This is a genomic window from Spirosoma sp. SC4-14, from assembly GCF_037201965.1.
In the GTDB taxonomy this organism is placed as follows: Bacteria; Bacteroidota; Bacteroidia; order Cytophagales; family Spirosomataceae; genus Spirosoma.
In genome coordinates, this window is sequence record NZ_CP147518.1 from 3,521,460 (window position 1) to 3,541,154 (window position 19,695).

The window sequence follows — 19,695 nt, forward strand, 5'->3', positions numbered from 1 at the left end:
CTCACTGACCCGTAGCTACCAACTTTCGATAGGCTTCTGTTTTGCCCGGATCTAAAAAAGATAATAGCTCAAAAGCCTGTTTGCGCTCATTGGCAGTGCCTTCGTAGAGAATATTGAGTAACTCCTGCGATTTAGCATCAAAAAAGGAACTGATCAGAACCGAATTGGGTAGTTGAAGACCAATGGTACGGATGGTGGTTAGCAGGGCAAGTACCTGTTTGCGAACCTCTACCGGATTGGCGGCAAACATATCGAGCCCCTGGCGATGATACGAATATACACCATCGCGGAAAGGAAGGAGCTGCTGATTTTGCAAATTCTCGATCAGCCAATAGCGATTCCGCCGGTCGCCCGAATTTTGCCAGGCCCCATTGGGAGACCCCTGCTGGGCCAGGTTCACAATGGTATAGGCTTTCTGAATGAATGGATTTCCTCCGCGTTTACTGAACGTGTCGTAATCGACGGCCAGAATTACATTGGCATAAAAAGCCAGCATCGACGTTAAATCGTCGGAAAACTGATTATCGCGAAAATAAACGGGCGTTGAGGGTAAATAAACAAAATTGAAGGCCCGATCGACATAACTGAATGTTGTGGTTTCGTAAGTTGTGCCATAGACTGGCCGGGTAACAACGATTTGGGCTGTAGCTTCAAAAGCGCCCTGCGTCAATGATTTGATCAGGTTAATATTCATTGAGCAGTTGATACGTTCAGAAACCGCAAACTGGTCATTACTCCAGCGTCGGTTATTCATGAACTCCGTAATGATACCTTTTAACTGGTTCACATAGGAAAAGTCAGTTTTCTGCTGTGCAAATAACTGATCGGAGTTGATCGTTACCTGACAGTTCAGTTCCTGAGCCTGTGTTGTCAATTGAACAGCAAGCAGGCAGATCAATAGCATTAGTTGTTTCATACTGATAACTTCCGGGCAACCAGACTAACCAGATCCTGCGCCACTTCGTCTTTCGTTTTTAGCGCAAATTCGTAGGTTTGTTCGTCTTTGTCAATAACGGTTATTTTGTTGGTATCGTGCCCAAAACCGGCTCCCGGATCGCGTAATGAGTTGAGTACAATCCAGTCCAGATTTTTGGAGTGCAGCTTTTTCAACGCATTGGCCAGTTCGTCGTTGGTTTCCAGTGCAAACCCCATCATCAATTGATCGGGGTGTTTCTGACTCCCAAGCGTGGCTGCAATATCGGTTGTTTTGGTGAGTTCGATAGAAAATGTGCTCTCTTTTTTCTTGATTTTATGTTCGGCTACATGCAGCGGTGTATAATCGGCTACAGCCGCACTTAATACGATTATATCTGCTTCGTTGAAAATAGCCTCCGAGGCTTCATACATCTCTTTCGCCGACCGTACCTCAACCCGCCGAATGGCTGGGTGCGGTAACGGCAAAGCCGTTGGCCCGCTCACCAGCGAAACCTGAGCACCGGCTTCTGCAAAAACCCGGGCTATCGCATAACCCATTTTACCCGTTGAATGGTTACTAATATAACGAACCGGGTCAATAGCTTCCTGCGTTGGTCCGGCTGTAATTAGTACGCGTTTGTTTTGTAGAGGAGCGGGGGAGTTGCGGGGAGCTGCGGGGAATTGCAGGGAGCCTGGAGAAGAATTTACTATGCCGACTCCCTGCAACTCCCTACTATTCCCAGCCTCAAAAAAGCCTTCCAGCACCTGCATGATGTGTTCGGGTTCGGCCAGGCGACCTTCGCCAACCAGACCACTGGCCAGTTCACCATGTTCGGCCTGGATAATGTGATTGCCAAAGGATTCGAGTCGATGCAGGTTCTCAACCGTGGTCGGATGGCGGTACATATCCAGGTCCATCGCTGGCGCAATAAATACCGGACATTTTGCCGATAGATACACTGCCGACAGTAGGTCATCGCAGAGTCCGTAGGCGCAGCGAGCCAGTGTATGAGCCGATGCCGGGGCAATGACAAGCGCGTCGGCCCAAAGTCCAAGTTCGACGTGGTTATTCCAGTTGCCGCTGTTGTCGTTTACAAAGGTCGATAAAACCGGCCGCTTTGAGAGAGTAGACAGTGTCAGCGGTGTAATAAACATCTGGGCTGCTTCGGTCATAACAACCTGAACCTCAGCTTCGGCCTTAACCAGCAACCGAACCAGCAAAGCGGCTTTATAGGCCGAAATACTGCCCGTCACTCCCAATAAAATTCGTTTTCCTTTCAAGGCTGTTTAAGTTTTTGATTTGTTGTGAATGAAGAGCGGCTGATTGGCGGGCCAGTCTATCGGCCCTGTTGCCAAGCTAATGTTAGCCGTTCGGGAATTTTTTTATAGTTAGATTTTATTATGCTGCTGCAACAGTGATTGTCATATAATAATTTATGCAATGCAAAATTGTGAGTAACAATAACTCATTATTACCAAAGTTGTCAAAATGTGAAGTAGTTTCAATGGTATAGTCAAAGCTTAATTTGTTCCATTTAAACTCAGTTTCTGCTACCATTAATTCTGAATTATTAGTATCAAGTAGCACAAACTTATTACTCAAAAGCCCTTTAAGTGTTAGTAAATAAGTATTTTCTTTATTGTCAAAGAATGTTTTAATAAGTATACCTTTCCAGCCCATTTTGAACTCTAATAAAGTTTGACTCTCATCTTTTAATTCAATTTTCGAGTCCCAGAATCCTTTTGGTTCCAGCCGATATTTTTTGCCGTTGGACAATAAAATTTCCGCATCAAACGAATACCATTTTTTATAAATTAGTTCTCCCGCTTTCTTATTACCAAATGTTAAACTGAAATTTTGAGAATTTAGTGAGTTTGCTTTGTATTGTCCCATTTTGCAGAATTTTTTTTTGTTTAGATTTTGGTTGCTTACCTGACAGCTACCAGTTTACGGCCTGGCGATGTGGAGGATCCAAATATAAAAGTTCAATAGAAATCCTATTGTTGAATCTTGCGCAAATGTTTCATAGAAGCACCGCTTCGGCGGTCCAATTCAGTCGTTATATTGCCAAGCTAATGTTAGCCGTTCTGGAACCTAGTTCAAGTTTATTCGTTCTGCCCATTTTAATTCTATCGGTAATTCTTTGTTTGAAAATTCTATATGAATAACTCGTCTTTTTTTTCTGTTTGTCGTCCTGCTTGAACTGTGCAACGTGAGTGGCTTCATAAGCATAAGTCCACCTTGCTTAACTGCGCAAGTTATTTCAGTTTCTATGTCCCAATTAATTGTTTCAGGTCTGTATATTTGTTTCAAGTGGGAAGCCGGTACAACTTTTAAAGCTCCGTTATTTTCGTCGGTGTCGTCTAAATGAATTCTAATTGTTGTTATGTTCTCTAATAAGTCTGTTGGGGGTTGAACGGCAACCTGATTTTGTTTTGTTGTCCAAGGTCCGAAGTTATCAAGTTTATGTTTTTTGTCTACTGAAATTGTTAAGTCTTGATGATATGAAACGTACCAATTTGATGTTTCGGGTTTGTCAAAATAAATGCTCTTAACCACAAAATAGTTATTCCCCATAACTTGTCGAATAACTGATTTCAGTTTGTCTGTAAATATGAGGTCAAAAGTTTCTGGAACTTCTTTTAAAAACTGTCGGATTGCAAATAAGTCTGTAGTTTTTCTGAAAGTACCTTTGTTTGAATCAGCATTGTTGATCGTAGTCAAAATGGTATGCACTTCGTCTGCCGAGAAGATGTTGTCAATAATTGAAAAGCCATTGCCCAAAAGTTCGTCTCTGTGGTTCATAAGGTCTCCCATTTGCTGATGGCTAGCGTTTAAATATATGTAATTTTTGTGTTATTTTTATAGTTTATTGTATTTACCTGTCAGGGTATGGTAATTATTGTAGTAAAAATGGAAAGCTACAAGAACTCAATAACAGTAGCACTTTCGCTCATAGGCTAAAGGCTTATCCCTGAAAATTGGTGTACCAACTAACAGAAACCAAAAAACCGCACGGAAAACATACCGTGCGGTTAGGAGAAAATCAGCAGTTACTTACAGGTTATTGCTGAGCGTCATCTTCGTTATTGCGCCAGAATACTTTCCCTTCCAGAAACTCGTCGGTAGCAATCGACGTTGGTTTGGGCATCCGTTCGTAAAATTTGGAAATTTCGATTTGCTCGCGGTTTTCGAACACCTCTTCGAGGTTGTCAACTGCAGATACAAATTCTGATAACTTATTGCTTAATTCTTCTTTGTTTTTCGTCGCAATCTGACGGGCGCGCTTCGATATGATTGATACTGATTCATACAGATTACCTGTCTGAGCCGCTATCTTGTCATTATCGCGGGTAATAAGAGATTGATTCGTTGCCATATTTCAGTTAACAGTTAACAGCCAGAAGCCATTAGTGAACAGTAATTGTTTCGATTCTGTTCACCAACGACAACTAGCCAAATTAATTTGCTGCCGTTACTTTCGCCGGGCGGTTTGCGTTTGGGTTTCTAAGCTTTTCGCGTTCCTGCTCCAGTTTCTCCAACCGTTCAATTTCTTTCTGGCTGGATTCGTACATCCGTTCAGCCTGTTTCAGATATTTGCTATTGGGAAATTTGTCGATGAACGCCTGATAATAATTAATTGCTTCCTGATACCGTTCCTTCTGTTTGGTTTCCAGACTATTGTTAGCCAGGCTATATTCTGCATCTACTTTCATAAAAGCCAGCTCTTCGTTATACTCGGAGTCTGGGAAATCTTTCTGAAAGTTATTGATCGAAATAACCGATGATTTATAGGAAGCAATATTAAAACCGCTGGTCTTATAGTATAGTTTAGCTTTTTCGTAGGCCTTCCGCTCCAGTTTGCCCCGCAGTTCCAGAATGATTTTAGTACACTCGTCGCGGTATTTACTGTCAGGATAGGTGTTGACAAAGTCCTGCAAAGCCGAGGTGGCGGTTAGGGTATTCGATTGATCGAGGTTGTATTGCGGAGTATCTTTATACAGCGAGTAGGCATACATATACATTGCTTCCTGCGCATATTCACTACGGGCAAATGTCTCGTAAAACTTCTTGAAAAGAGTGGCGCTGAGCAAGTATTGCTGCTGATGGTACTGCGTATAGGCGTGATAAAACTGCGCCATTTCTGACTCTGTGCTTCCTTTCAGCACCGGAATCAATTCTTCAAAGAGCAAACCAGCTCGATACCAGTCCTCTTTTTTATAATACTCGACGGCTGCTTTATACTTTTCGTCGTCAGTACCGTTCTTTTGCAGTTTGGCAAACGGACTGCACGAACCCATAATTAGCACGACCAGAACTCCCAGCAGACCTTTACTGATGTGACGTTGTTGCATAAGAACGCAAATATACTAAAAAAATACGGGCTACACCGACTTTAACGACGATGTGGCCCGTATAGTGCGGCAAATTGATCGCTTATTAGAGGCTGTTTATGAAAATTTAACAAGCTCAACGATCGCTTACTGATGGCGAACCAGCAACTTTTTGGTTGCTACTTTCCGGCCATCCAATGATAACTGATAGAAATAATAACCACTCGCCAGCTCGCGGGTTGCCAAATGAACTTTGTGGTCGTTAGCCCCCAGTTCATATTCGGCAATGGGAGAACCCAGCACATTCAGTAAAATCAGTTTGGCTTCACCAACAGTGCCTGTTATCTGATAATCGACTTGTGCTGATTCGCTGGCAGGATTAGGATATATGTTGGAGACCGTAATGCGGTCATTACTATACATCCGCTCATCGGCCCGAATTTCTGGTTCGGCGCCCGAGCGGGCTTCGCTTACCGAAACGGATGTATTCTCGGTTGAAACACTACGACCTGTTGATTTCGCTGTCGGACGAGCAACCAGCAACGATCGGTAGTACTCGTTGATTGGTGCATTTTTCCGAATGGTTGTTGCCCGATCCAGACTGTTTGCCGTTGTAGACGGTGCCAGCGAAAAGCGTTTGGTAGAAAGGGTAGGAGCGGCTGTCTTCCGTCCTCCCGAGGCCCTTCCCAACTCCAACCGACTCCCCTTGTGGGGGTCGGAATCGCGCAGGGCTGTTTGAGCCAGGAGCGGAGTGGTGGCCGTCAGAATGGCGGTCAGAAAACCCAAAAGTATAATTTGCTTCATAGATATCAACTTCAGGTACACTTGTACTCACCGCAAACCTATTCATCGAAAAAGACAAAGTCAACGGGGTAGAGTCTAAAAAATTGTTAAAAGTGTTATTTTATACCTTTTGGAACGCGTTTTTTAGCTAAAGGTTTAGTTGAGCTCCTGATTTTTAATGGTTTTTTAGTCCCCGGCTTCACTACGGGCGGTGTTTCCTGCCACAAAACCTGTCCCTTCGTGGGCTTTTCTGCCTCACGCCAGTAGAAACCATCGAGCTCTTTATCGTCGCTGGTTATTTCTTTTGGCGGAATCAACTGAGCGTCGGGCTGACCATAGAACCGAATCCGGCCCACCTTGCTGTCGGTAAACTCGATGTTCATTCGGCTACACTCAACATGGTTGAGACCAATCATCTTATTCTTTTCATCGACAGCATAGTAAATGCTTTGTCCGTTTCCTTCCACAACCACCCGATCTAATACAGTTTGCTCCTGTTGAACAACCGTAGCTGATGCCGGAGTGGCTCCTTTTGCCGGTACGCTTCGTGGGGGAGCATTCGTTGCAGAGGCTGTAAGATTTCCTGCTGTCGAACTGGCTGAGGCTGAACTGACTGGTGTAATTTTGGTAGCAAAATAGGCGGTAATGGTTCGGCCTTTCACCTGGTTGAAGTTCATGAGTGTATCGAGCGAGATCACGAATGATTTGCTCTGTAGATACATGGTATTGATCCGATTGTTCTTCATTAAGGCTCGTATCGAATCGGCTTCCATCTGGTACTTGTTCTGGCTCCAGACAATTGGTTTTTTATAGAAGTAAATGGTTGAATCGGCTGTGTTATAAATCAGTGAGTCGCATTTGCTCTGCAAGTCTGATTTAAAGACAAAAACATTTTTTTGAGCCAGTAACCGACGGGTGTTATTGATGGTGTCGTCGAATGAAAACAGCGTGTCGGCCCGAAGAAAGAGCGTGTCTTGGGTAGTTTCGTTAGCCAGACTTTTGGCGACCGGATGCCCCGTAACCCTCGAAATACCAAGTTTGCCGTTATACCGCACATGGTCGCCGGTGATGATTGCTTTCCGGTCTTTGGCTACCATCACCACATTGCCCTTGGCAATTCCTAACTCCGTGATGTTGTCATAATATAACGAATCGCCCGTAAGTCGGTATTTGGGCGTTTCAACCGTTGCCCGACGCTGGAAGTTTGAAATACCTGTAGTTGTATTATACTGCCCTTCTACAGCCGTCAGAACGCCATCTTTGTTCACAATGCGCGTTGGTCCCTGAAAGGTGGCAATACGCGTCAGCGAATTATAGAGCAGCGAATCGGCCGTAAGCGTACCTTTGGGGTTAACTAATCGAACGTTCTGGCGAAAGGTGAACAGTTTGGTGCGGGTGTCGTAGTAGCCTTCGCGGCTGGTCAATACATTTTCTTTATCGACAATACGGCCAGGTTTGGGGTAGTGAGCAATTCCCGTAACCATATCGTATTCAAGCTGGCTGGTGGTCAGCGTCATTTTGCGATCACGCATCACCACATGGCTACGAATGTCGGCCTGCCGTGTGTTGCCATAGTAGAACATGGTATCACCCCGTACACTGATGGTATCGCCCTGAATGAGCCGGACATTGCCATACGCTTCGATTATGTTTGTCGTTACATTCTGTATAGCCAGATTACAATACATCAGTACACCTTTTTGGCGAAAGCGTACATTATTGTAAATTTTACGGATAATCTGGCCGGGTTGATTGATTCCCACTAAACTGTCGGCATGAAGTAATTCAACTTTGTCGGCAGGCAGTGTTCCACCAGCCTGTGCCAACGCATCTGAAGACAGAAACAGTGAGCCGATCAGGATAAATACAACTAAAACGTGGGTAAGCAGTCGAAACATAATGACAAAACTACGGCTTCGGGCCGGAACCCTACGCTGGAGCAGGCGTTTTTAGCATTTATTAACGACAATCGATTATGCGGTCCTGCCGATCGCGTGTTGCTGGCTGTGAGTGGAGGCATTGACTCGATGGTTATGGCTGATCTGTTTTATCAGACGGGATTGCCTTTCGCCATCGCCCACGTCAACTTCGGACTTCGCGGTGCAGAGTCGGACGCCGATGCCGATTTTGTACAAAACAAGGCCGAACAGTATGAGGTTCCGTTTCATCTGACTCGTTTCGATACCAATGCCGTCGCTCATGAACGGAATATTTCGATTCAGATGGCCGCCCGTGATCTGCGGTATGCCTGGTTTGCCCAACTTGTCGATGCCAATGGCTATGCCAGCCTGGCTACGGCACATCATAAGAATGATGTGCTGGAAACCCTGCTTTTTAACTTAACGCGTGGTACTGGGCTTGCGGGCCTTCATGGCATCGCTCCGCGGCAGGAAAAATCGGTGGCGGGCGTTATGATTCGTCCCTTGTTGTTTGCAACACGCGATGACTTAGCCAACTATGCCCGTGAACGAGGAATTGCTTATCGGGAAGATCGTTCCAATAGTGATGATAAATACGCTCGCAACCGGATTCGGCATCACGTCGTACCCATATTAATCGGATTGAATCCGGGGTTGTGGGAAGGCCTGCCTCGAACTATCGAACGATTACGGGCGGCCGAATCGCTCATGAAGCGACAAGTAGAACAGTGCTGGAACGAAGTGGCAGAGCAACAAACGGATCGGGTACTGTTTTCTGCCGATAAGCTGTTGCAGCAACCCGAACCCGCCTTTCTGCTTGCCGAATGGTTGAAACCGTTTGGATTTGGAACCGATCAGGTAAAACAAATGATCGAATCGCTTGCCAGACCCGTTGGGCAAGTGTTTGAGACGGCTACCCATCGGATAACACACGACCGGTTGAACGGGAAAACAGGATTAATGCTGGAACAACTCAGAACCAGACCCACTACCGAAATTTTTGTTACCGACTGGCCAACGTCTTCAATAGCCATAGCCGATCTGGCCGAATTAACGGTGCTGCAGCTAAACAAACCGCCCGATTTTCGCCCACCAGCCCACGCAGCCATTGCCTGCCTTGATGCCAGTCTCCTGATTTTTCCGCTTGTCATCCGCCCCTGGCAGCGTGGTGATCGCTTTTGGCCCCTAGGGCTAAATGGTCGAAAGCTGGTGAGCGATTTGCTGAATGATCTGAAATTAACGTATACAGAACGGCAGCAGGTTATGGTTTTAGCATCGGGCGGAGAAATTGTGTGGGTAATCGGGCATCGGATAAATCATCGGTTTCGAATCACCGAGAACACAACGCAGGTGGCACAATTTATTTGGGACAGCAAGTGACTTAAAACATTGAACTGCATCTAATAAATTGCACTTTTAAGGTTCCTGATAACGTATTTCAGGCTCATAAAAAGCTAAAAAGGATAAAAAAATAAATTCTGGCATCCTATTTGATATAATTGCCATAAGCCCATAGTATTTTAACTTATAGACTCCCATGAACCGGATTGTACGGGTTTTGCTCATCGCGGGGATGGCTTTTGGAAGCCTCACCGTTCAGGCGCAAAGTGCGCGGTTACGAGCGGCTAACAAACAGTTTGATAACCTTAGCTACGTCAGCGCTGTGCGAGCGTATGAAGAATTTTTGCGCACGGACAAAAAGAAGGACCCTGCCGAAACGCGGGAAGCATTAATTAAACTTGGTTATAGCTATCGAAAATTACAGGATACGCGGAATGCCGAGCGTGTTTATGCCGATCTAGTGAAGCAGTATACTGATCTCGACAGTGAGGTTTACCTCTATTACGCACAGTCGCTGGCTGCCAACGGTAAATACCGCGAATCGCAGAAAATGTATAGCCAGTATGGCGAAAAACAGGCTCAGGATTTGCGTGGTCGGCGTTTTACGGTCTCTTATATGGATTTGAGCCGATTCTATCAGGACTCATCCTCCTATCGGCTGTATGATCTTCCTATTAATTCGCGCCAGGCCGACTTCAGCCCCATGTACTACAAAGGTGGACTGGTTTTTGTATCGGCGCGTGATGAATCGGGGGCAGTAAAACGGGTGTTTAACTGGAATCAGACTCCTTTTCTGGATATGTATTATCACCCCGATACCAACCAGTTACGGGTGCCCGGTCTGGAGTTTAAACGGGCTGGTGCTGCCGCTGTTGGGGGAGGGGCACAGGCGAAAGAAGCTCAGGTCGACGAATCGGCGGAGCCATCGCAGCCATTGACCAAAGCCGAAATTTTCAGTCGCACGCTGAATACCAAATATCATGAAGGGCCAATGACGTTTACGCGTGATCAGAATACAATCGTTTTCACCCGGAACAATACCAGTAAAGGAAAGGCCGGTAAAAGCTCAGATGGTGTCAGAAAATTAAAATTGTATTCTTCCGTGAATAAAGGCGGCAAATGGGTCGACATCAAAGAACTGCCGTTCAATAGTAACGAATACTCGGTTGGGCACCCCGCCTTTGCCCCCGACGATTCTAAAATGTACTTCGTATCCGATATGCCAGGAGGCTTTGGCGGAACCGATTTGTATGTAGTCGAATATAACAATGGCGAATGGGGCACCCCCGTAAATCTGGGAAAAGAAATCAATACCGAAGGCAACGAAATGTTTCCTTATGCCGACGGAAACGGTAATTTGTATTTTTCGTCGGATGGGCATGAAGGACTTGGCGGGCTGGATGTTTTCTATGCCGAACTGAAAGATGGAGTAGCTTATAAAGGTGTTCAAAATGTAGGGGCCCCCGTAAACTCCGAGAAAGATGATTTTGGCTTTATTACCGATAAATATCGTACCACTGGTTATTTCAGCAGTAACCGTAAGAAAGGTATTAGTGATGATGATATTTACGCATTCCGCCGGACTTGTAAGCAACTGAATATCTTAGTTTACGATGCTAAAACCGGCTCTCCACTCGAAAGCGCCGATGTACGCATCTTGCGCAATGGCGTCAATCAGGACCTGCGGGTTACAAATGTCGATGGACGGGCAGAAATGTGTGTAGATGCCAACACAGAGTATGAATTCCGGGCCGTTAAAGAAGGGTTTGCACTGAACAGCGTCCGATTTTCTACATTAACTCAGTCGCCCAAACCGGTGCTGAGCGTATCAATTTATCTCGAACGAACCGAAAACACATTGGTTCGGGGAGTCGTAAAAACAGAAGTAAACCAGCAGCCTGCATCGGGTGTGAAAGTGACCCTGCGGAATGAGAAAGATAAATCAGAACAAACCGTAACGACTGGTCCCGATGGTGGCTATGAATTTAACATGAAGCCAGGAGCGCCCTACACGCTCACAGCACAGAAGGATCGGTATGCGACCAAGAAGACCCAGTATGCAAAATCGAAAAAGAAAGCCAAGGTCGTAACGGATTCGCTCGGGCTGTATGGCGTTGGTGATGTATTCCAGTTGAAAAACATCTACTACGATCTGAATAAGTTTTTTATCCGGGCCGACGCTGCCAAAGAACTCGACCACGTGCTGGCAATCCTGAAAGAATATCCGCAGATGCAGATCGAATTACGATCGCATACCGATGCGCGGGCTACCGATGCCTATAACCTTCGGTTGTCGGAAAACCGGGCTCGCGCTGCTCTCGACTATCTGGTGTCGCGCGGAATCGATGCCAAACGATTGGTGGCCCGTGGATATGGTGAGAGTGAAATTATCAATGGCTGTGTCGATGGGGTGACCTGTTCAGAAGATGAACATCAGCAGAACCGTCGAACAGAATTTAAAATATTATCAGTGCAGTAGCTAAACGGAGTTTCTACACAAAAAGCGCAGGCCCACAGGCCTGCGCTTTTTGTGTAACTGTGACCAGAGAGTTAAACAGTTCGATGCTACAGATGGTTGGATGGCAAAACAACCTGACATTATGCGGTTTAGGAACAAAGTGTGCCTTATTACGGGAGCTACATCGGGTATTGGGCGCGCAACTGCCAGACAGATGGGGGCCGAAGGTGGGAAAGTGCTGGTGATTGGGCGCGATAGGGAGCAGGGTATCGACGTTGTCGAACAAATTAGAGAAAAAGGGGGCATTGCTGATTTTGCCGAAGTAGATCTGGCCAACGCAACAGCCATTGAAACGGCCGTAAACGATGTGGTTGCCCAATGGGGCAGGGTTGATATTTTAGTCAATGATGCCGCCATGATGACCTTTACCCCAATCGTCGATCTGTCGATTGACGATTGGGATGAGCTGATGGCCGTAAATCTTAGAGCCGTATTTCTCTTCTGTAAGTTTTGTATTCCGCACATGAACGGGGGCGCCATTGTGAATGTTAGTTCTGTTCATGCGCATCAGACAACGGCGAATGTAATTCCGTATGCGGCCAGTAAAGGTGGCATGGAAGCCTTCACGCGGGGTGTTTCACTGGAATACGACATGGCTAAAGTGCGGATCAACTGCGTGGCACCGGGGGCCGTTGATACCCCCATGTTATGGGAAAATCCGAATGTGAAAAGCGGCAGGGAGAAAATTGAGGGCGCCATTGGTAAACCCGAAGATATTGCATCTGCTATCTGTTATCTAGCCTCAGACGATGCCCGGTTTATTCATGGAACTACCCTCGTTGCCGATGGCGGTCGGCTCGGGGTTTTATGAAAACTCAGCCTTATTTTGCCGACTGTTGGGCCAATAGAATCCGGGCAGTAACCGATAGTTGACCAATGTGGCGCATCGTATGTTCGGCCGCATGAACAAACAGGCCCAGTCCGGTAGATGGAATCTGCGCCCGGCCAACTCCACGAATTTCGAGCAAGGTTTGTGGGTCGGTTGCCTGTAGTTGAGCAAGAGCAACATCGACCTGTTGATTGAACTGGCTCATCAGGCTCTGTACAGAAATGGGGCCATCAACCTCGGGCTTGCCTTCGGTAGCCAGAACGGCCAACTGTGCTGCCGAGAGCATCTCACCACGTGCGTAGGTAAAAAGCCGGTCGAGCACGCCCGTTAAATGCTGTAGATGAAAACCAACCGAAGCCACATCGGCAGGCCGTTCCCAGAGTAGCGAATCCGGAAAGTGTTGCAGTAGGGCCTGGGCTTCTTCGCGTGCCTGAAGCAACGCATGAGCAACGGGCTGGAGCAGTGGAGGAACATCGGGTAGGGGACCGCGTAGCCAGACTTCGCGAGTTTCGATGGAAGGTGTCATGGGTTGATTATATACCGAAGCAATGCTTCATTGCTATAGGATGGAGTAAACGGGTAGGGCTGCCACCGATACGATAAACCAGATTCGAATGAGTGGCAGCCCACTTACCATAGGCTACATAACTACTTAAATGATTGTTCCGCCATCGGCATAAAATAAGCTACCTGTGCAGTACGACGAAGCATTTGCCGCCAGAAAAAGAGCTAGTGGACTAATTTCGTCAGTTGCGCCCATCCGGGCAATGGGGAGCCGTTTGATGAAGTGGTCCAGAATTTGTTCGTTTTGCCATAGTGCCTGACTAAACTTTGTTTTAATCAGCCCCGGACAGATTGCATTTACCCGAATCCCATCGGGTCCCCATTCCTTAGCCAGGACCTTTGTGAGCATGTTTAACGATGCTTTGCTTACACTATAAATTCCCAGGCCAGGGTCGGGAGTATAACCCGCAATACTGCTCATCATGATTATACTACCGCCCCCTCGGGCTTTCATACTCGGATAGCAGCGTTTACTCAGTTCAAACGGAGCTTTTACATTCGCCTGCATGATTTTATCAAACGCTAACCCATCGCATTCCAATGCCGGGCCGAAAACAGGGTTACTAGCCGCATTGTTGACCAGAATATCGATACCTCCATATACAGAAATGGTTTTATCGACCAGGTTTTGTAGCTGGTCAGAATCGCCTACGTGGGCGGCAATTCCGGTGGCTTCTCCTCCCTGATTTCTGATGTCATTGGCAAGTGCATCCAGCGCTTCCTGTTTTCGGCTGCTGACCACTACTTTTGCGCCAAATCGGGCAAAGAGCCGGGCAATATCTTCGCCAATACCTTTACTGGCTCCAGTGATAAGGGCAACTTTATCCGAAAGATCGAACAGGGCTTTTTCTGAATGAAAAACAGATTGAGAATTCATAGCGGTTTTGTCGGGTATGTGCCATGCAAACTATATGTTTCAGCATGTATTTCAAAAGAGACGTCAGATTTCCAGTAATTTTGCCGTTATTATTCATCAACCCACCTTTTATGCCGGATAAATCATCAGATCTACCGCCCTTTGTGCGTACATGGACGCAACTCTACACGATCGTCATCGGAAGTTTAGCCGTTGAAATTATCCTGTTTTACGTTTTAATGCGCTGGCTTTCATGAGTACAATTGACTGGGGCGTATTAATTGCAACGTTATTGGGAGTTATTGTTTATGGTGTAGTCCGGAGTCGGAATAGTCGAAGTATGGACGACTATCTGCTGGCCGGGCAATCATTACCGTGGTATCATGTTGGCCTATCGGTCATGGCAACGCAGGCGAGCGCAATCACTTTCCTTTCTGCTCCGGGGCAAGGTTTCAGCGATGGAATGCGTTTTGTGCAATTCTATTTTGGATTGCCGCTGGCCATGGTTGTGCTCTCGGTTACATTCGTACCTATTTTTCATAAACTGAAAGTATTTACCGCTTATGAATACCTCGAAAGCCGTTTCGATACCCGCGTTCGAACCCTGACGGCGGGGTTGTTTTTGCTCCAGCGCGGGCTGTCGACCGGTTTGTCGATTTATGCTCCCGCCATTATTCTATCGACCATTCTGGGGTGGAATATTTACTGGACCAACCTGCTTATGGGGGGAATTGTCCTGATTTATACGGTTTCGGGCGGTACGAAAGCTATTTCCTATACGCATCTGCAGCAAATGGCAATTGTTACGTTTGCAATGGCGCTGGCTGGTTATCTGACGGTGAAATTTCTGCCCGATGGGGTTGGTTTTGTCGATGCGCTGCATGTTGCCGGAAAAGCCGGGCGTATGAATCTGATCGACCTGAAGTTCGATGCGAACAGTCGCTATAATTTATGGTCAGGACTGATTGGTGGATTCTTTTTGCAATTGTCTTATTTCGGGACCGATCAGTCGCAGGTGGGCCGGTATTTGACGGGAGAAACAATTAGCCAAAGCCGCCTGGGGTTATTAATGAATGGTTTACTGAAGGTGCCGATGCAGTTTCTGATTTTGTTGGTCGGAGTACTGGTTTTTGTGTTTTACCAGTATAATCCGTCTCCCGTATTTTTTAATAAGCAGGAAACCGAACGGCTGAAAAGTAGCCAATATGCGCAACCTTATCAGATCGCTGAAATCAAACATCAGAACCTGACAGCCCAGCGCCAGCGAATAGTCGCCGATATGCAGGCCGCTTTGCAGGCGCATGATGAAGTGGCTCAGGAAGCCGCTGTAGTTAACCTGCATCAAACCGACGAAGCCCTTAAAACGGTAAAGCAGGATGTGGTTAAGCTCATCCAAAAAAATAACCCGGCAGCCGATACGAATGATGTTAATTACATATTTCTGCGATTTGTGCTCGATTTTCTGCCGCATGGTCTCATTGGGCTACTGATTGCCGTGATCTTTAGTGCTTCAATGGGGTCAATTGCGGCTGCCTATAGTTCATTGGCATCAACAACGGTGGTTGATGTTTATAAACGATTAGTCAGAAACGATGGCGACGATGCGCATTATCTGAGTGTGTCGCGCTGGGCAACTGTTGGTTGGGGAATATTCTGTATTATAGTTGCCCAGTTTGCCAATCAGTTGGGCAGTATGATCGAAGCTGTCAATATTCTGGGATCATTGTTCTATGGTGTTATACTGGGTGTTTTTGTGGTGGCATTCTATGTGAAGTCAATTGGTGGGCGGGCTACGTTCTGGGGAGCTCTTATTGCCGAAGTGTTTGTGGTGCTGAGCTGGTATCTGAATCTGACTGCCTTTTTGTGGCTGAACGTGATTGGATGCCTGTTGGTTGTCGGGTTTGCCTGGCTACTGCAACAGGTGTTTCGTAACAATTGAATGAATTAGCGATTGAGTGAACTTCATTCAGAAGCTACAATCAATCGCTAATTCACTCAATGAAAACCTAGGATTTCTTCTTGCCTTTCCCTTTTATAGTGGGAACGGCAGGGAGGTTAGCCGTATAGTCGGCAATGCTTTTTTCGATCCCCTCTTTAAAGAACGGGAAAACCGAATCATTTGACGATTGCCCGAGCGACAGGGCTTTCTGGGCCAGTGGCAGCGCTTCAGCGTACTTACCCATTTTGGCCAGAATCTGTGATTTAATGTACAGATTGCGGAAATTTTCGCCCATTGAAACCGATTTGTCGATCCAGCCCAGTGCCTGATCCAGATTGCGACCTTTCGACAGGTTATAATTGGCGGCTGCCTGCAATACGGCTGCATCATCGGGCTTGTCGGCTACAGCCTTATCAACATTAGCAGCTGCATTAGCTTCTACATCGACTTTCAGATCGGCACTGACTTTCACATCATCCCATAGAATATTCAGTTTGGTTGAGGCCTCGGTCAGATCACTAAAGCCGATTGTAAAGGTTTCAACTTTTTCGCCACCCGTAGTTGGCTTAAGCTGAACCCGTAATACATCTTCTTCGGGTTTGTAGGTTTGTTCTGTAACAGACTTGTTGCTGCTAAAAATAAGCGTCCAGTCGTTTTTGTCGGGTATCGATAGGATGGCATAGCTGCCGGCCGGCAGGGTTTTGCCGTTGATCATCACATCGGTCGATGTAGTAAAGGCGGTAGCAGCATTGGCACCGGTCCGCCAGATTTTTCCCGTTGGAACAAACGCATCGGTAAACGGTGTCCGGCCTTTCAGGCTTGGCCGTGAATAATTAATCGTGAAATCAGTAGTTCCTACGGTTTGGGTTACGGTGGCGCCGGGGCTAGGCGAAGGCAGTTTAATTTGAGCGGTGGCTAATTGAGCGGCCAGAAGAAATGTGGACGCTGAAAGTGCAAATTTGCGCATGATTATAAACATAGATTGGAAAATTGACACAAATTGCAGCTTTTTTACATATAAAGCCAACTTATGCATCGAAAAGCATTGCTTACCTTATTGAAAGAACATCATCCGGTCACAGCCGATGAAAAAGCCATGACTCAGGCCACCATTGAGTTTGTTGAAGCCAATCCTGCGTGTTTTGAACGAACTCTTCTCATTGGCCATATCACGGCATCGGCTTTGATTGTTAGCCCCGATCGGCAACAGGTAGTTTTAATTCATCACCGTAAACTCGACAGATGGCTTCAGCCGGGCGGACATGCCGATGGTGATCCTGATAGTAGGGCTGTAGCCTTTCGCGAAGCTGAAGAGGAAACAGGGCTCACCTCGCTGAAACTGGTAAGCCCAGCAATCCTAGATGTTGATATACATCCCATTCCGGCCCGTGGCGATGTGCCGGAGCATCTTCATTACGATATTCGGTTTCTGTTCGAAGCCGATCCGACGGAGCCCTTTAAGCTAAATGAAGAGGTCAAAGATGTGCAATGGGTGGCTCTCAATACAATTACTACACGAACGAATTCAGTGTCTGTCCTGAGAATGGTTCAAAAAATTAATTAAAAATTAATAGTTTATTCGCCAGGCAGTTTGTTTTATGACCAACCAGTAATGGATTCGATAAACTAAAACAAACAAGGCTATGAAAACAGTGCTGAAATTGGTTGGTGGACTCATTCTGTTGGTTTTAATGAAGCCCGCTTTTGCGCAAGACCATCCTGTAGCATATATCGATCCGACGTATTCTACGCACAACTACAAACAGATGAATAAGGCTAGTGTAGCTCAGCATCTCGAGCATACATCGGGGGTCAGTGTGCCAGCAACTTCGGCAAAAGAGGCACTGTGGTCCGATTATAAACCCCAGGTTCGTCAGGGCGAATCGGATGGCGGTATCAATATCGATTACAAGGCTTCTACCGATATGGCAAGCTGGAATTACAAAACCCAGCATGTTGTTCATGCCTCACATAGTATGCAGCCAAAGCATAAACATGAGCATCATCATAAGGCTGCCTGAAAACTTAAGTTTTTATGTGACGTTATCCAAAACCAGCTATAACCGGCTGGTTTTGGTGCTTCCTGATCGGCTTAGCCGGGGCTGTTTTTAACGGCAGACCTGGCTTGCGAATACTCAGAAAATGATTGCCTGTGAAGGAATAAATAGCCCCAAAAAAAGTTTGGTGAAAATGTGATGAAGGGCGATTTTTATCTATAAACTAATGAAATTACCTTTTAAACGTACTGTTTTTGCATAAATAACGCGTGTTTAGGTGAAAAATCGTAAAAACTATAAATATAGTAGTCAATTTCTTTGTTTTGTAAGTACGACAAAATTGATAGTTTTGCTGTACAACAAAACCATAGAATAGTTATGAAATACACTCTGGGACTACTAGCTGGTCTGGCCTTGCTGGCTATAGCCGGGCCGACACAGGCGCAGGATAAACAGCAGTTGCGAAATGATCCAACATACTCGACACACAATTACAAACACCCAAACAAAGCCGCTGCTGCCCGTAAATGGGAGTCGAAAACGAACGTTGCCGTCGAAGCTCCCGCTCCGAACGACGCTCGGCTGGCCGACTATAAAAAAGCAGTACCAAATGCTGAGCCAGTAGGCGGTATTACGGTTGATCATACACCCTCTGTAAGTCTGGCCGAGCGGAATTACAAGATTCAGCGCGTTGGCGAATACCGCAGCGCAACGGACGACCGTACGGCCAAACAGCGTAAACGTCATTCAGATAGTACATCCGTGATTGGAAACGATTAACGGACGCCTGATATAGCTAACCAGATAAGCCTTCCAAAGGTGGCATTGCTATCTTTAGGAAGGTTTTTCTGGTTATAGCCCTATCTCACATGGTCAGAAGACTCTTCATTTTCTTCTGAATCAGGTTTGTAGCATATTTTGGATTGAAACGATAGAGTAAATCCAGAAACCGGGCATCGCTGCCTACCGTTACTCTGAATTTATTTTTTTCAATTGCGTCCAAAATAATCTGAGCCGCTTTGGGAGCAGGTAACGGTTTAATTTTTGACTCGGAGGCTGAATTGCTGCTCGCTTTGGGTTTGCCTAATCCTGAGTTTTCAGTAATATTAGTGGCAATGGCGCCAGGAAATATGACCGTTACGTTAACCTGTGTGTTTATCAATTCGGCATATAAACCCTCTGTAAAGAGCTTAACAGCCGCTTTGGCAGCCCCATAAATTGTTTGACCTGGTACGGACAGAAAACCACCCATACTCGACACATTCGCAATATGAGCTTCGGGGCGCTCCAGGAAAAGAGGCAAAAAGGCTTTGGTCAGGTATAGCGTTCCGTAAAAATTAACATGCAGAACGCGATCGATCTCATCCATTGTTAATTCCTGAACAGGTTTAAAGGGCTGAATAATACCGGCATTATTGATTAAACCGTCTACTGCGCCAAAGTGACCGACAACTGCCTGTGGTAATTGTCCGACCGCTTCTCTATCCGTAATATCGAGCGGAAATGCCATAAAGCATTTATGATCGTCACCGGCTAGTTGCTGCGTATCGTGGAGAGTATTGGGATGAATATCGACTCCGGCGACGTTAGCGCCTTTTTTTAGCAATTGCAAGGTTAGTTCGCGCCCAATACCGCTACCAGCACCCGTTACAACAAATGTTTTATTGGCTATTTGCATGATTAGTGTAGCTTAAGACGC

19 protein-coding genes are annotated in these 19,695 nt (G+C 46.2%); 7 read left to right on the forward strand and 12 right to left on the reverse strand.

Annotation, left to right across the window (positions count from 1 at the left end; all coding sequences use genetic code 11):
* Position 1 precedes the first annotated feature (1 nt).
* From WBJ53_RS14285 to WBJ53_RS14320, 8 genes are all read right to left on the reverse strand, one after another.
* Entirely contained in the window at positions 2-916 is a 915-nt protein-coding gene (locus WBJ53_RS14285) for a DUF4835 family protein (RefSeq protein WP_338876817.1), read from the reverse strand.
* Entirely contained in the window at positions 913-2,196 is a 1,284-nt protein-coding gene (coaBC, locus tag WBJ53_RS14290) for a bifunctional phosphopantothenoylcysteine decarboxylase/phosphopantothenate--cysteine ligase CoaBC (RefSeq protein ID WP_338876818.1), read from the reverse strand. Before coaBC ends, WBJ53_RS14285 begins: the two co-directional genes overlap by 4 nt.
* A gap of 118 nt (positions 2,197-2,314) precedes the next feature.
* Positions 2,315-2,809 carry a hypothetical protein gene (locus WBJ53_RS14295; RefSeq protein ID WP_338876819.1) on the reverse strand — a complete coding sequence of 165 codons (495 nt, stop codon included), beginning with the start codon at positions 2,807-2,809 and terminating at the stop codon, positions 2,315-2,317.
* A 201-nt stretch (positions 2,810-3,010) separates the two neighbouring features.
* The gene (locus WBJ53_RS14300; RefSeq protein WP_338876820.1) at positions 3,011-3,721 is read right to left on the reverse strand and encodes a phytanoyl-CoA dioxygenase family protein; all 711 of its coding nucleotides are present in this window, start codon (positions 3,719-3,721) and stop codon (positions 3,011-3,013) included.
* Between the two features lie 259 nt (positions 3,722-3,980).
* The gene (locus tag WBJ53_RS14305) at positions 3,981-4,295 is read right to left on the reverse strand and encodes a DNA-directed RNA polymerase subunit omega (protein ID WP_338876821.1); all 315 of its coding nucleotides are present in this window, start codon (positions 4,293-4,295) and stop codon (positions 3,981-3,983) included.
* An 82-nt stretch (positions 4,296-4,377) separates the two neighbouring features.
* Complete coding sequence (gene bamD / locus WBJ53_RS14310) at positions 4,378-5,271, reverse strand: outer membrane protein assembly factor BamD (RefSeq protein WP_338876822.1); 894 nt, start codon at positions 5,269-5,271, stop codon at positions 4,378-4,380.
* A 126-nt stretch (positions 5,272-5,397) separates the two neighbouring features.
* Positions 5,398-6,054, reverse strand: coding sequence for a T9SS type A sorting domain-containing protein (locus WBJ53_RS14315; protein WP_338876823.1), 657 nt, complete (start codon positions 6,052-6,054; stop codon positions 5,398-5,400).
* A 95-nt stretch (positions 6,055-6,149) separates the two neighbouring features.
* Complete coding sequence (locus WBJ53_RS14320; protein WP_338876824.1) at positions 6,150-7,931, reverse strand: OstA-like protein; 1,782 nt, start codon at positions 7,929-7,931, stop codon at positions 6,150-6,152.
* On the opposite strand from WBJ53_RS14320, the gene tilS reads away from it, so the two are divergent.
* From tilS to WBJ53_RS14335, 3 genes are all read left to right on the forward strand, one after another.
* Entirely contained in the window at positions 7,911-9,332 is a 1,422-nt protein-coding gene (gene tilS, locus WBJ53_RS14325) for a tRNA lysidine(34) synthetase TilS (RefSeq protein ID WP_338876825.1), read from the forward strand. The two genes, WBJ53_RS14320 and tilS, sit on opposite strands and share 21 nt — an antisense overlap.
* Before the next feature lie 157 nt (positions 9,333-9,489).
* Positions 9,490-11,772: a carboxypeptidase regulatory-like domain-containing protein gene (locus WBJ53_RS14330; protein WP_338876826.1), complete on the forward strand. Its 2,283-nt coding sequence runs from the start codon at positions 9,490-9,492 to the stop codon at positions 11,770-11,772.
* Positions 11,773-11,893: 121 nt separating this feature from the next.
* Complete coding sequence (locus WBJ53_RS14335; RefSeq protein WP_338876827.1) at positions 11,894-12,622, forward strand: SDR family oxidoreductase; 729 nt, start codon at positions 11,894-11,896, stop codon at positions 12,620-12,622.
* Positions 12,623-12,632: 10 nt separating this feature from the next.
* Here the strand turns inward: WBJ53_RS14335 and WBJ53_RS14340 are convergent, their stop codons facing one another.
* On the reverse strand, positions 12,633-13,166 hold the full coding sequence (locus tag WBJ53_RS14340; RefSeq protein ID WP_338876828.1) for a DinB family protein: 534 nt from the start codon (positions 13,164-13,166) through the stop codon (positions 12,633-12,635).
* Between the two features lie 126 nt (positions 13,167-13,292).
* A complete protein-coding gene (locus WBJ53_RS14345; protein ID WP_338876829.1) occupies positions 13,293-14,081 on the reverse strand; it encodes a glucose 1-dehydrogenase in 789 nt (262 codons plus the stop codon).
* Positions 14,082-14,313: 232 nt separating this feature from the next.
* Between WBJ53_RS14345 and WBJ53_RS14350 the strand changes: the two genes are divergently transcribed.
* Entirely contained in the window at positions 14,314-15,999 is a 1,686-nt protein-coding gene (locus WBJ53_RS14350) for a sodium:solute symporter (RefSeq protein WP_338876830.1), read from the forward strand.
* Between the two features lie 67 nt (positions 16,000-16,066).
* On the opposite strand, the gene WBJ53_RS14355 is transcribed toward WBJ53_RS14350, so the two are convergent.
* The gene (locus tag WBJ53_RS14355; protein ID WP_338876831.1) at positions 16,067-16,966 is read right to left on the reverse strand and encodes a DUF2911 domain-containing protein; all 900 of its coding nucleotides are present in this window, start codon (positions 16,964-16,966) and stop codon (positions 16,067-16,069) included.
* 63 nt (positions 16,967-17,029) lie between these two features.
* On the opposite strand from WBJ53_RS14355, the gene WBJ53_RS14360 reads away from it, so the two are divergent.
* The 3 genes from WBJ53_RS14360 to WBJ53_RS14370 all read left to right on the forward strand — a co-directional run bounded on the left by WBJ53_RS14360 (position 17,030) and on the right by WBJ53_RS14370 (position 18,776).
* Positions 17,030-17,563: an NUDIX hydrolase gene (locus WBJ53_RS14360; protein WP_338876832.1), complete on the forward strand. Its 534-nt coding sequence runs from the start codon at positions 17,030-17,032 to the stop codon at positions 17,561-17,563.
* A gap of 79 nt (positions 17,564-17,642) precedes the next feature.
* Positions 17,643-18,020 (forward strand): hypothetical protein, encoded by a 378-nt coding sequence (locus WBJ53_RS14365; protein WP_338876833.1) that lies wholly within the window; start codon positions 17,643-17,645, stop codon positions 18,018-18,020.
* Between the two features lie 354 nt (positions 18,021-18,374).
* Positions 18,375-18,776 carry a hypothetical protein gene (locus WBJ53_RS14370; protein ID WP_338876834.1) on the forward strand — a complete coding sequence of 134 codons (402 nt, stop codon included), beginning with the start codon at positions 18,375-18,377 and terminating at the stop codon, positions 18,774-18,776.
* Positions 18,777-18,861: 85 nt separating this feature from the next.
* Here the strand turns inward: WBJ53_RS14370 and WBJ53_RS14375 are convergent, their stop codons facing one another.
* Positions 18,862-19,674: an SDR family NAD(P)-dependent oxidoreductase gene (locus tag WBJ53_RS14375; RefSeq protein WP_338876835.1), complete on the reverse strand. Its 813-nt coding sequence runs from the start codon at positions 19,672-19,674 to the stop codon at positions 18,862-18,864.
* Positions 19,675-19,695: the final 21 nt, after the last annotated feature.